The sequence below is a fragment of the Cohnella algarum genome (assembly GCF_016937515.1).
Lineage (GTDB): Bacteria > Bacillota > Bacilli > Paenibacillales > Paenibacillaceae > Cohnella > Cohnella algarum.
In genome coordinates this window covers 3651243-3663486 of sequence record NZ_JAFHKM010000002.1, presented here as the reverse complement: position 1 = coordinate 3663486, position 12244 = coordinate 3651243, and the positions used below count along the sequence as shown (strand labels likewise).

Below are 12244 nucleotides of genomic sequence, written 5' to 3'. Positions count from 1 at the left end.
CTCAGATTTCCCCCTTGTCCCGCAGGGTGATCTTGCGCTCGACGACGCGCGAAACGGGCTTCGAACGGTTCGACTCCAGCAGGACGGGACCTACGCGATACAACAGCGAAAGCTTGTAGGGCGTGTCTCCGAATTGCCAATGGCGCATCGCCTGATCGGGATCCAGCGTGACCGCCGTTATGCGGAGCTCCTCCTCGTTGTCCGCAAGCGTCCCTTCCAGGTAGGGCGGCCGTAAAATCGAGTTGTCGTAGAGCACCTGCATCGCCCTTCCGAGAAGACGGTGCTCGTCCAGCGTCCGCGTCTGCAGATCTGCGGTCGAATGGGCCGTCAGCAGAAAATGCAAGTCGACCGCAAGCGGCGGATACCGCATGACGCCCCCCTGCAGCTGCATGTCGCTGCGCCTGGCTTCGCCGTTTTCCCGGATGGAGCACAGAAACAGAGTCAGCGCGAGATCGCCTTTATCCACCGGGGAAGCGATTCCGATCAGATCGGGGCGCGGAACCGGATCGGGCGTCATCTGCTCCCGCAGCAGCTTCAGCACGCTGGCGCCCACGTCCGCGAAGACGGTATAGCTTCCGATACGAATCGCCTCCCTTCGACAAAGAGCTCTAAAATCAGCCATTTTTTGCACTTTTTTCTCATTATAGCTTCAACAAATATCGTTGACTATCGAATTTATTCCGCATTTGTAACCTAAGTTACAATTGCGAGACTTAGGCCTGATGATAGGGCGCAAAAGCTTCCTTGACCAAAATTTTCCCCATCTTTCGAAGCTCCTGGCCGGCCGCGCGGACGAAATGGGACATGCCGATCGGCGCCCCTTCCCCCGCCGCGAGAAAAGCGGCCGCTAGCGCGATGTTTTTGATGTGTCCGCCCGAAACGTCGAGCCGGGAGGCGAGAAACGCCAGATCCAGATCGTCGGACAAGGGAGCCTCGGCGGGCAGATGGGCGCGGAATATCCGCTCGCGGTCGGCCGCGTCCGGAAACGGAAACTTGACGACGACGCTCATGCGGCGGAGAAGCGCTTCGTCCATGTTCTGAAGCAGGTTGGTCGCGAGAATCGTCACCCCGCCGTACGCTTCGATCCGCTGGAGCAAATAAGCGCCCTCCATATTGGCGTACCGGTCGTGGGCGTCCTTGACCTCGGTTCGCTTGCCGAACAGGGCGTCGCCTTCGTCGAAAAACAGGATGGCTCCGCTTTGTTCGGCTTCGTCGAACAGCTCCTTGAGCCGCTGCTCGGTTTCCCCGATGTACTTGCTGACGATGCGGGAAAGATCGATCCGGTACAGCTCGAGTCCCAGCTCGCCGGCGACGATTTCCGCGGCCATCGTTTTGCCGGTTCCGGGCGGCCCCGAGAACAGCAGGTGCACGCCGGTTCCGTAGGGGAGCTTGCGCCCGAACCCCCAGCGGTTCAGCACCGTCTCGCGGTGCACGTACCGGTCGCACGCTTCCCGGATCAAGGATAGGGGCTCCTCGGCAAGCACGAGGTCGTCCCAGGACCTTCGCGGCTCGATCCGGTCCGCGAGCTGGCCGAGCCGGTGGCGGAACTGCTTGCGGGCGGCCGCCTCCAATTCCCCTCGCGAAGGCTCCCGCTCGCCCCGGCTCGCGGCGATCCCGGCGGCTTCCCGCCACGCCTGGCCGATCTGGCCGGGCGTGAACCGGTACTTGTCGCCGAGCTCCGCCGCCAGCCGTTCGAATTCGCGGTCCGCCCGCTCCTCGTCCGTCCCGGCCGCGCGCAGCTCCGCGTCGCCGCCTTCCGCCGCATCGGACCAAGCCGCCTTGTGCGCCTCCCGAGCCGCCTTCCACGCGGCCGCCCGATCGCCCGCTTCCGGCACCCCGACCTCGGCTTCGAGCAGAAACGCGCCGGCCGGAACCGGCAATCCCTCCCGCCGCCTGCGCTCGGGGCCGATCCAGCCGACGAGCGGCCGCCACGCGAATACTGCGTAATCCTCGAGCGCGGCGGTCCACTCGTGCCGGGCGGCGACGCTTTCGGCCGCCTGCCCCTTCTCTTCCTCGACGACGAGCATCGCGTCGGTAAAGGCGGCCTCGCGCACGATTCGCAGCAGCTCGGCCGCGAGGCGGTCCGGCTCGGCGGGAAGCAGCGCGAGCCGGACGAGAAGCAGCCGCTGGCCGCGGGCGGCGGCAAGCTTGCGCAGGCGAAGCAGCTTGCCGCCGCCTTCCGGCCCCCACAGGTGAACGAACGGGAACCCGGGCAGACGGCGCGCTTCCGCCAAAGGCCGCAGCAGCCCGAAGGCCGGATCTCCCTCCTCCGGGAACGGCGGCGGCTCCTCGCCGTCGAACGGGCGGACCGCTTCGCCGAGGCGCGAATCGATTCGCTCGCTCCCGAGCAAAAAGCTGAGCGTCCGGGCATCGAGCCGGAGCGGCTCCTTCAGCCGCGAGCGCGAATACCCCGCCTCGGGAGCGGTCGGCTCCAGCAGCAGCCGGCGCAGCACGCCCTCGCCGCCCAGGCTTCGCCGGGCGATTCGCCGCTCCTCCTCGCCGTCGCACAGCAGGCGGTATGCCAGATCCGGCGTCGGGTAGCGGCACGTGGCGTCATCGTTCAAATAAGCGAACCATTTCTCGTATTTTCGGTCCCATTCGGCCGCAAGGCACAGCACGAGGCAGCGGCACTCCCAGACGGACAGCCCGAGCAGGACGGCCATCCGGGCGAGCGGCAAATCGGCGCCGGCTTTCAGCCCGTTTCGAACGGCCCGGCCGATCCTCCTTTCCTCTTCCCGGCGATAGGCCGCGTACGCCCTCCATTCCCGGGAATCGTCCGGCGGGCGGCCGTCCTCGAGCAGTTCGTCCTCCGTTACGACAAGCCCTCTCGCGCCGGCCAGCGGGTCGGCCAGCGGATCTCCGCCCGCCAGCGCCAGGAGCGTCCTCATTCCGATATCCAGACAGGACAGCTCGTCCGCCAGATGCTCGGCCGCGTCCCCGTATTGAACGTTTTCCTCGGTCATCTCCGCCTCCCAGGCATCAGCGCCTCATCAGACTGAGCACGGCGATATCGTCGGACTGAGGGGCGCCGTCCGCGAACATGAACACGTTCATGAGCAGCGCGTCGATGACTTCCGCGCTCGACATGCCCGGCGTCCCTTCGAGAAATTGCCGGAGACGCTCTCCGCCGTACTGCTCCTGCCTGCCGTTCTCCGCTTCCGTAATGCCGTCGGTATAGAGCAGCAGCCGGTCGCCCGGCGAAAGCGCGAACGTCGAATTGTGATACGGAACGTCGGGCATGGCGGCAAGCGGCAGGCTTTTCTTCAATTTGTAGGGCAGTACTTCCCCGTCCTTGCGGATGATGTAAGGCGTGCAGTGCCCTCCCTCGCTCATGACCACTTCGCCCGTGCCGCAGTGGAAAATGCCGCAGACGATCGTGGCGAACAGAAGCGGGTTGTCCCGGTTCAGCTCCTCGTTGACCATCTCGAGAAGTTCGCCCGGCGTAATGCCGGGTCCGATCTTCCCCTTGAGCAGCGTCAGCGTGACGGCCATGAACAAGGCGGCGGGAATGCCCTTGTCCGATACGTCCCCGAGCGTGAAAAAGAGGTGGTCGTCGTCAATTTTGAAAAAATTGTAAAAATCCCCGCCAACCTCCTTCGCGGACTTCAGCAAGGCGCACACGTCGTAAGGCTCCTGGGCGGAAGGCATCGTCCGCGGGAGGAAGCTCATTTGAATGCCGCCCGCGATCTGCAGCTCGCTCTCGAGACGCTCCTTGATCGCGCTCGTCGTTTGCAGCTGCTTCATCGAAATTTCCAGCTTTTCGTACAGTCTGGAATTTTCGAGGGCGACGGCCATCGGCTTCGCCACCCGCTCCAGAAGCAGACGGTCGCGCTGCGTGAAGCGCTTGCCCTTCGTCTTGTTCATCACCTGGAGCACGCCGCCGACTTCCCCGCGGTTGACGATCGGCACCGTCAGCAGGTTGCGCGTCCGGATTCCGGTTCGCTCCGCGACCCGGTCCGACCATCTCGGATCGCCGCCGGCATCGTTCACGATTTCGCTCTTGCCCGTCGTCGCGACGTGGCCGGCGATTCCTTCGTCCGCGGCAAGCCGGATTTCCCGAATTTCGTCCTCCTTGTCCCCGAGAGCGATTTCGAAATACAGCTCGTTCGTATCGCGGTCGAGCAGAAGGACGGACGCCCCTTCGACGGGGAGCACTTTTTTGGCGCGTTCCATGATGAGGGCCATCTGCTCCCTGCGGCTTAGCGTCGAGTTCAACTGCATGCTGATATCGAACAAAGACAAAGCGCCGCGGATTTTCCCGCGATAATAAACCGAAGCGCCCCAAACGCCCGCGCCCGCGGCGAGAGCGGCGGAAACCCCAAGCCACCAGCCGTTCACGAACTCACCTCCCTTCGCCTCCCGGGACGGATTACTCCGTTTGCAGCCGGGCTTCCGCTTCCTCGACGGTCGGGACCGTCTCGAGGATGCTCAGAAAGCCCGACATTTCGAATACCTCGGCCACCTGCTCGCTCATCCCGGCGCAGATGAGCTGGCCCTGAAGGGCGCGGATTTTTTTGGCGGCGACCAGGACGACCCTGAGCCCCGCGCTGCTTATGTAGGGCATCTCCGTAAAGTCGAAAACGAATCGGCAGCGTTCCTGGCTGGCCAATTTGAGAAAGGCGGCTTCCGCCTCCGCGGCGTGATTGCCGTCCAGACGTCCCTGTACCGCAAAGACGGTCACGCCGCCCCGATCCGTCGTGGCGATGTTCATACTTGTTTCCCTCCGTTTTAAACCTTTTTGACGAGTACCAGGCGATTGCCGGACGAAGTGCGCTCGTACGAAACGTCGTCCATCAGCTTCTTGACGAAATGAATGCCCAGTCCGCCGACGGCGCGCTCCTCAAGCGAAGGTTCGAGATCGGGCGCGCCGGCTTCGAGCGGATTGAACGGAATCGCGTCGTCCTCCAGGACGATTTCGACAAACGCCCGGGCCGGGGATACCGACAGCCGGATCGAGTGCTCGCCCCCTCGGGATACCCGTAGGATATCGTGTTGGTGAGCAGTTCCTCGCAAGCAAGCGTCAAGTGAAGGCAGAGACGATCGGACCATCCGGAACGTTCGCCCAATTGCTCAAAAAAACGATGCAAAGCTTCCAACTCATCCATCGAATTCCGCAATTCCAGGATGAATTCGCCGCGGGAATCGTCCCGATCCCGATCGTTCGGCCCGGCCATGACGCCCCTCCGTTTCGATTCGCCATTTTTCGCGATTTTTCTACCTGTCTCTTTCATACTACATGAGCCATGCGCGGAGGAAAACAAGGAATTCAAAAAAAACGGGACGTCTCAAGTAATTTTTCTTAAATGAATCGGTAGCGCGCCAACGCATGCCGGATGCCGTCCTCGTGCGCGGCGTACGTGACGAACTCCGCCGCCCGCTTCAGCTCCTCCGACGCGTTGCCCATCGCGATGCCGTGTCCTGCGGACAGCAGCATGTCCACGTCGTTGAACCCGTCGCCAAACGCGAACGAACGCTCTTTCGGAATGCCGGTTTGCTCCAGGATCCAGCGGATGCCCCGGGATTTTCCCGCCTCTCGGGAAATGAGATTGGCCAGGTACTCATGAGACCAGTTCATCAAGTAATCCGCCAGATGCTCCCTCATGCCTTCCGCTTCTTCTTTGGTGACGTACAGATGTCCCTGATACAGCGAGTAGCTCTCCTCGAACCGCTCCCGCACGGCCGGCAGCGGACAGGCGAAATCTCGCCATACCGCCGCTACCCGTTCGTTGACATGATCGACGATCTCGCCATAGGCGCAATATCCGCCATAGGCGAAACGGTGCTTCTTCGCCATTTCCATGATTCGATTTAACGAAGGCAAGGAGATGAAACGCTCGAAAATTTTCGTTTCGTTGCGGAAAATAACCTGACCGTTAAGGAAGATGATCGTTTCGCAGGGGAGAGCCAGCTCGCGCCGGATGAATTCCATCGATTCCGGCCCTCTGCCCGTCGCGATGACCGTCTCGTGGCCGCGGGCCTGAAGCTCGCGAAGGGCCTCGCGCGCGCTTTCGGGCACGCTTTTGAGCGCGTGGCTGTAAAGCGTATCGTCAAAATCGAAGAAAAAGAGATTCTTCCGCATGCCGGGCTCCTCCTGCTTCTCTATGAAAATCGACGATCGGTTTGCATAAAAATGGACAAATAGAAATTACTACAGAATACTACAGGTTTCTCGAAAAGTAAAGAAAATTTTGTCAAAAAATGCGGGAACGAACCCGATGCCCCCAAGGCGAAGAGACACCTGCGGCCAGGTGCCTCTTCGATCGGCGGCTTCGCGTTACTTCGCTTTGGCGGCGGCTTCCGTCAACAGCTGTTCGGGATCGCCCCCGCCGATCATGACGGCTTCCCACATTTCGCCGACGGCTTGGGCCAGCGCGCCCGATTGAGGGATCGTCTTGATGAAGGTCAAATCGCCGGACGACAGAACGGCATTGACCGCCGCCGCCCTGTAATAGACGGGGGAATCGCTCGGCTCCGTTTCCAAAAACCGCTGATAGTCCGGTTCGTCCAGCATCGCCTGGGAGATCGGAAGGTTCCCCGTTTCCGTCAGCCAAGTCGCGTTCTGTCCGGCGTCCGACAGGAAGGAAATGAGCAGCCATGCCGCCACGCGCTCTTCCTCGGTCGCGTTCGAGAAAATCGCGTAATTTTCGCCCTTCGAGAAATTGACGGGGTTGTTGGCGTCTTTTTGCGGCACGGGCGCCACGCCCACTTCAAAATCCTTGTGGCCCGATTCCGGTTTGGGCACCGCGTACGGAACGCCCGCCGCGGCTCCGACGAACATATACGTTTCTTCCATGACAAAGCCGTTGCTGCTGAATTTGCCTCCCGCGCTCGGCATTAAAGCCGGCATCGTGAAATAGCCGAGCTCCATGTTTTCCTTGTAAAACTTGAGCGCCTCCCGGCCGGCATCGTTGTCGATATCGATCGTGCCGTCGTCCTGGACGTAGGGGCTGCCCCATTGCGCGGAAAGCAGCTTGAAGGGCGCGTCGCCGTAGGAATTATCGAAGCTGAAGCCGGGGCTGCCCGTCTCTTCTTTGATCGTTTTGGAGTAGCTTACGACTTCGTCCCACGTTTTCGGAGGGGCCCAGCCTTTGCCGTCGAAGTACGTTTTGTTGTACACCAGCACGTCCGTCGTCTTCTTGTTCGTCGGAAAGCCGTACATCGTGCCGTCGGGTCCGAAGCTTTTTGCCTCATCCAAATAGTACGGGAAAAATCCGCTGTCCGAGGCCGCGAGCCCGATGTCCTCGCGCTCGTAGTACGGCATCAAGTCGACGATGGCTCCGCTGGCGATATATTCGGGAAACGTGCTTGCGTCCAGATTGGACAAGGTCGGCGTGGATTTGGAGACGATATTTTGGGTCAGCTTGTCCGTCAGCTCGCCGATCGCCCCTTGATTGGAGAAATCCACTTTGATGTTCGGATATTTTTCCTGAAAGGCGGCGACCATTTGCTCCAAAACCGGGAAGTTCGCGGCTCCGGTCCCCGTCCAGAACGAAATGGAGACTTCCTTCCCGCCTTCTACCACGCTTTTTACGGCTTCGTCCAAAGGACTCGATTCCTCCGTCGCCGGCGCGGACGACGACGCCTGGGCGGACGAAGGCGCCTGGCTTTGCGGCGCGGCGCTCCCGGAATTCGTGTTGCCGCTGCACGCGGCGAGCAGGAGCAAGGAAAGGACGACCAGTGCGGACCATGCGTTTTTTTTCATTTCGATTTCTCCCCTGTGAGTTAGTTATATGAAGGCGGTTTTTGTCAAACGCGCCGAGCTTTTAACCGATTTGCGAACGTTCAGCCCTTGATGCCTCCCTGGAGCATGCCGGCGAAAATCGATTTGCGCAAAAACAGGAACATCGCGACCAAAGGCACGGTAATCAGCGTAGCCGCGGCCATTTGCAGCTCGTACTCCATATTGCCGACGCTGCTCGTAAACGCGTTCTGCAGCCCGTTCGAGACCAGCCTCAAATCGTCTTTCGTCGTGACCAGGGTCGGCCACGCGTACGTCTGCCAGATCAACACCATGGATAGGATCACCGTTGTCGTGACGGTCGATTTGGAAAGCGGAAGCATCACTTTTCTTAAAAACCGGAAGTTGCCGAGCCCGTCCACTTTCGCCGCCAAATACAGCTCGTCGGGAACCTGCATGAAGGTCTGGCGCAGCAAGTAGATGTTGAACGGGTTAATCCAGTACGGGACGACAAGCGCCTGCCACGTGTTCATCCATCCCCAATCCGCGATCGTCTGAAAGTTCGTGATGATCAGCATTTCCTGAGGGATCATCATGGTCGCGAGCACGATGAAAAACAGAACGTTTTTTCCGCGGAAATGAAGCCGCGCGAAGGCGTAAGCCGACAAAACCGAGACGGCCGTGCTGACGGCGACGACGGAAACGCCGACGATCAGCGTATTGATCAGATAGGTGAGAAGCGGCGCCTGAACGACGGCATCGACATAATTCTGCAATCGAAACTCGGCGGGAATAAGCGACGGCGGAACTTTCGCGACCTCTGCCGAAGACTTCAAGGACGTGTTCAGCATCCAATAAAACGGAACGAGCACCAACAGGGACGAAACGCTCAGGAACAAATACAGCAGCGCCTTGCCGAGCTTCATCGTTGTCGTCAACGGTAGAACACCCATCTTTTCGTTAGTTTTAATTGAAGGAAGACGACGATCATCACCATCAGCACCAGAACGACCGCCGCCGCCCCGGCGCTGCTGACCGCTCCCGGCGTCAAATAATTGCCGAGGGCGTCCATGATGTATCCGACGAGCGTGATCATCATCTTGGAATTGTCGCCCGGGGGCCCGTAGGAGCCGCCGAACAGGGCGACGACGTTGGCATAGGCCCGAAATGCGAAAATGACTGAAGTGACGAAAATAAAGATTGTCGTCGGGGACAGCAGCGGCAGCGTGATTTTGCGGGTAACCGTCCATTTGCTTACGCCGTCCACGCTCGCGGCTTCGTAATACTGCTTGTTTATGTTTTGAAGCCCGCCCAAAAAGAGGAGCACATGAAGCGACAGCCCGTCCCACACGTTGTTCACGAAAAGAACGAAAAGGCTTCGCATATAGGCCTCGTTATACCGCTCCTGCGACCCGACGATTCCCTCGCCGCTGATCCATGCGACGGGTTCGATGCCGAACCAGCCGAGAACGGCGTTCATCAAACCGAAATGGGTATTGAAAATAAAGGAGAACACCAGTCCGGCCGCAATGACGTTGGTTACCTGGGGAAGGTAAAAGATCGTCAAATAGAACCCTTGCAGCCGCTTGATCGAATGAAGGCCGAGCGCCAGGACGAGCGAAACGAGCATCGAGCCGGGCACGCACACAAAAGCGATGAACATCGTGTTCAGCAGCGCCCTTCGGAACACCGGGTCGCTTACGACATCGAGATAATGCGTCGCGCTCAGCCCCGCGTAGTTTCCCGTCAAAAACTGAAAGTCGTGCTTAAACGAAGTGACAAACGTATTGATAACGGGATAAACCGTGAAAATGCCCATGAGCAGAAACGCCGGGAGCAGGTACAGGTAGGCCGAATTGTCGTAGCGCGCTTTCGCTGGATTCCGCTTTTTCCTTAACATTCCAGGATCCGATCTCCTTTGTCGTCGAAGATGCTCATCGTCTGCGGGCGGACGTACACGCGCAACAAATCGTTTTCCCGGTACGGGTCGTTTCTGTCGTTGAGGAAGGTTAGCGTTTGTCCGTCCGGCAGCTGGCCTTCCGCCGTAAAGGCGCCCCCCGTTCGGAAAGACTTCACGACCTTGACCGGCAGCGTCTGCTGACGCGGGTACGATGCGGCCAATACGTGCTCGGCCCGGATGCCGACGTTCACTCGTTGATCCGGAAGCGGTTTGGGGAGGGAGAGCCATTCGGTTTCGCCGACGTACAGCTTGCCGCTCTCGATTTTTCCTTTCAGGATATTTATCGGAGTGTTCCCTAAAAATTGGGCTACGAACTGATTGGAAGGATGATCGTACACGTCTTGCGGAGTGCCTTGCTGCTGAAGGGTGCCTTCTTTTAAAATGATGACTTCGTCGCAAATGCTGAGCGCTTCTTCCTGATCGTGCGTGACGAAAATCGTCGTGATGCCCGACCGCTGCTGGATTCTCCTGATTTCTTCGCGGGTTTGAATCCGCAGCCGCGCGTCCAGATTGGACAGCGGTTCGTCAAGCAGCAGGATGGACGGATTTTTGATCAGGGCTCTCGCGATGGCGACCCGCTGCTGCTGTCCGCCGGACAGCTCGGACGGCTTTCGGTCCAAATAGTCCGAAATCTCCACCAGCTTCGCCGTTTCGGCGACAAGCGAATCGACATAGCTTTTGTACTTTACATTGATGCCTTGCTCCTTGACAAGCTCGTCCAGCTTTTTTTGCGTTTTCGCTTTTAAATTTTTGGAATTGAGCAGCGGGAACGCGATATTTTGCCGGGCCGTCAAATGCGGATACAGCGCATAATTTTGAAAGACGAGCCCGACTCCGCGTTTTTCGGACGGGAGATTCGTGACCTCTTGTTCGCCGAACCATATTTTCCCCTCCGTCGTCGAATGAAGCCCCGCGATCATGAACAGCAGGGTCGACTTGCCGCAGCCCGAAGGGCCGAGCAGCCCCGTCAGCGTTCCCGATTTGATTTCGGCGTTCAGTCGGTTTACCGCGGCGCGGGAAGATTTTCCTTTTTCGTCGAACGTCTTGGTCAATCGTTCCAAACTCACCTTCATACGGTCTCCGTCTCCCTTATGTCTCTCTATTGTTTATTTTTCACTTTCAGGTATACCGGGTACTCGGCCGCGAGCCCGCCCCGCTCCTCGATGGCCCGAATCATCCTGTCGCGCAAAAAAACGCCCGTATGCTTCCGCTCCGTCCCCGCCGAAAAATCGTAGCCCATTTCGTTCGAAGCGATAAATTCGTCGACGGCGATGTCGTACTCGCGATCGGGCTCGAGCGGTTGGCCGTTTTCCAGCACGACGGATTCGATCCGGCGGCCGTAAGGCCTGTCGTAATCCGCGACGACGCGGAGACCTCCGAAAGCGAGGGGCGACGCGCGCTCCCGGCGCAGCGTGCAGATGCCGTTTTCGATGTTTTTGATCAGATCCGCGCCCGCGAGCTTCATCGTCACGATTTCGTCGTTGAAATAAAACAGCTTGAGAAGCTGGTACAGCGTCACTTCGCCTTTGGGAAGACCGAGCCCCATTCGGCCCGAATACAGCATCGCGATGGGGCATCCGGTCTGTTCGCGCATGACGTCGATCGCCAGCTTGGTGAGCGGGGTGCCTTCCATATCCACTTCCGCCGTAACCGGAGATTTATGAACGATGTCCTCCTCTAACCGTCCGACGACGGCGCCGAGCGTTTTCATCGCTTGCCGCTTGAATTCGTCCGTTCGCAGCCGCACGTCCTCGTCCGCCGGAATTTCTTCGATCCGGCCGCTGCCGTCCACGAAACCGGGGGTTACGCTCCGGAGCCGATTTTCCGACGAAAGGCGCAGCGTCAATACGGCAAAGCCCCTGCCGTTTCCGCCTCCCTGAACGACGGGAATCCCGCCGATATCCGCGCTGATGAACTGGTGCCAGTGAGCGGTAAACACGCCCGCCAACTCGGGCACTTGCCGGCAAAGGTCGATCGCTTCTTCCCCGATGAGCGCGGTCCGGTCGGCCGTATGCTTCAAGCCGAAGTGCGTAAGGGCCACGATCGCGTCCGGTTTGCCCCGGGGGTCTCCCCCGCCGTTCAAAAACGCGACCCACTTCCGGGCCTCCCGGGCGCCGTTCACGATTTCCAGCGCGCGAATGTCTTCCGGGTAGGGGGGCCGGTCCAGCTGTTCGACGGTAGAAAGCCCGATGAAGGCGATTTTGGCGCCGTCGGCCTCGATCATCGCGTAGGGCTCGAACCCTTCGGCGATGCGTCCGGTCCGCTTGTCCAGCACATTGGCGGCGACGAACGTAAAATCGCCTTGCCGCGACCAGCCCCGGATCGTTTCCAAATCGAAATCGAATTCGTGATTGCCGACGGCGGAAGCTTTCGCTCCCAGGCTTTTGATCAAATAGGTGACGGGCTCGCCGGACAGATGCTCCGACACGGGATCCCCTTTGTAGTTGTCGCCGCCGAAAACGACGATCGCATGCGGGTGTTCCGTCTTGAAGCTCTTCACCAGCCCGCCGAGCTTGGCGCTTCCGAGAGCATGTTCGGTTTCGAAAATTTCGGCATGGAAGTCGTTAATGCAAATAATCGGTATCGTTTTCTCATTCATCGCCCGA

General features: G+C 59.6%; 11 protein-coding genes. All 11 read right to left on the bottom strand.

From position 1 onward, the window contains the following. Position 1: 1 nt before the first annotated feature. The 11 genes from JW799_RS16365 to JW799_RS16315 all read right to left on the bottom strand — a co-directional run bounded on the left by JW799_RS16365 (position 2) and on the right by JW799_RS16315 (position 12237). Positions 2 to 622 carry a Pvc16 family protein gene (locus JW799_RS16365; protein ID WP_080834202.1) on the bottom strand — a complete coding sequence of 207 codons (621 nt, stop codon included), beginning with the start codon at positions 620 to 622 and terminating at the stop codon, positions 2 to 4. 91 nt (positions 623 to 713) lie between these two features. Continuing rightward, positions 714 to 2963: an ATP-binding protein gene (locus JW799_RS16360; RefSeq protein ID WP_205430692.1), complete on the bottom strand. Its 2250-nt coding sequence runs from the start codon at positions 2961 to 2963 to the stop codon at positions 714 to 716. A 16-nt stretch (positions 2964 to 2979) separates the two neighbouring features. After that, positions 2980 to 4338 carry a PP2C family protein-serine/threonine phosphatase gene (locus JW799_RS16355; RefSeq protein ID WP_080834207.1) on the bottom strand — a complete coding sequence of 453 codons (1359 nt, stop codon included), beginning with the start codon at positions 4336 to 4338 and terminating at the stop codon, positions 2980 to 2982. Between the two features lie 31 nt (positions 4339 to 4369). After that, positions 4370 to 4711 (bottom strand): STAS domain-containing protein, encoded by a 342-nt coding sequence (locus tag JW799_RS16350; protein ID WP_080834209.1) that lies wholly within the window; start codon positions 4709 to 4711, stop codon positions 4370 to 4372. A 17-nt stretch (positions 4712 to 4728) separates the two neighbouring features. Beyond that, complete coding sequence (locus JW799_RS16345; protein ID WP_205430690.1) at positions 4729 to 5049, bottom strand: ATP-binding protein; 321 nt, start codon at positions 5047 to 5049, stop codon at positions 4729 to 4731. 250 nt (positions 5050 to 5299) lie between these two features. Next, positions 5300 to 6079: an HAD family hydrolase gene (locus tag JW799_RS16340; protein WP_080834214.1), complete on the bottom strand. Its 780-nt coding sequence runs from the start codon at positions 6077 to 6079 to the stop codon at positions 5300 to 5302. A 195-nt stretch (positions 6080 to 6274) separates the two neighbouring features. Continuing rightward, positions 6275 to 7702 carry an extracellular solute-binding protein gene (locus tag JW799_RS16335; RefSeq protein WP_080834217.1) on the bottom strand — a complete coding sequence of 476 codons (1428 nt, stop codon included), beginning with the start codon at positions 7700 to 7702 and terminating at the stop codon, positions 6275 to 6277. A gap of 80 nt (positions 7703 to 7782) precedes the next feature. After that, the gene (locus tag JW799_RS16330; RefSeq protein WP_176220692.1) at positions 7783 to 8616 is read right to left on the bottom strand and encodes a carbohydrate ABC transporter permease; all 834 of its coding nucleotides are present in this window, start codon (positions 8614 to 8616) and stop codon (positions 7783 to 7785) included. Continuing rightward, positions 8613 to 9578 carry a carbohydrate ABC transporter permease gene (locus JW799_RS16325; protein ID WP_080834222.1) on the bottom strand — a complete coding sequence of 322 codons (966 nt, stop codon included), beginning with the start codon at positions 9576 to 9578 and terminating at the stop codon, positions 8613 to 8615. Before JW799_RS16325 ends, JW799_RS16330 begins: the two co-directional genes overlap by 4 nt. Further along, the gene (locus JW799_RS16320; RefSeq protein ID WP_205430688.1) at positions 9572 to 10711 is read right to left on the bottom strand and encodes an ABC transporter ATP-binding protein; all 1140 of its coding nucleotides are present in this window, start codon (positions 10709 to 10711) and stop codon (positions 9572 to 9574) included. The genes JW799_RS16325 and JW799_RS16320 overlap by 7 nt, the downstream gene beginning before the upstream one ends. A 26-nt stretch (positions 10712 to 10737) precedes the next feature. Beyond that, positions 10738 to 12237, bottom strand: a complete 1500-nt coding sequence (locus JW799_RS16315) for a 5'-nucleotidase C-terminal domain-containing protein (RefSeq protein ID WP_205430686.1) — start codon at positions 12235 to 12237, stop codon at positions 10738 to 10740. Positions 12238 to 12244: the final 7 nt, after the last annotated feature.

What these genes read in the sequence shown, in the direction of transcription:
- JW799_RS16360 (WP_205430692.1), bottom strand. Translation starts at nt 2,963, where the DNA reads ATGACCGAGGAAAACGTTCAATACGGGGACGCGGCCGAGCATCTGGCG.
- JW799_RS16335 (WP_080834217.1), bottom strand. Translation starts at nt 7,702, where the DNA reads ATGAAAAAAAACGCATGGTCCGCACTGGTCGTCCTTTCCTTGCTCCTG.
- JW799_RS16320 (WP_205430688.1), bottom strand. Translation starts at nt 10,711, where the DNA reads ATGAAGGTGAGTTTGGAACGATTGACCAAGACGTTCGACGAAAAAGGA.
- JW799_RS16365 (WP_080834202.1), bottom strand. Translation starts at nt 622, where the DNA reads ATGGCTGATTTTAGAGCTCTTTGTCGAAGGGAGGCGATTCGTATCGGA.
- JW799_RS16315 (WP_205430686.1), bottom strand. Translation starts at nt 12,237, where the DNA reads ATGAATGAGAAAACGATACCGATTATTTGCATTAACGACTTCCATGCC.
- JW799_RS16345 (WP_205430690.1), bottom strand. Translation starts at nt 5,049, where the DNA reads ATGGTCCGATCGTCTCTGCCTTCACTTGACGCTTGCTTGCGAGGAACT.
- JW799_RS16350 (WP_080834209.1), bottom strand. Translation starts at nt 4,711, where the DNA reads ATGAACATCGCCACGACGGATCGGGGCGGCGTGACCGTCTTTGCGGTA.
- JW799_RS16340 (WP_080834214.1), bottom strand. Translation starts at nt 6,079, where the DNA reads ATGCGGAAGAATCTCTTTTTCTTCGATTTTGACGATACGCTTTACAGC.
- JW799_RS16325 (WP_080834222.1), bottom strand. Translation starts at nt 9,578, where the DNA reads ATGTTAAGGAAAAAGCGGAATCCAGCGAAAGCGCGCTACGACAATTCG.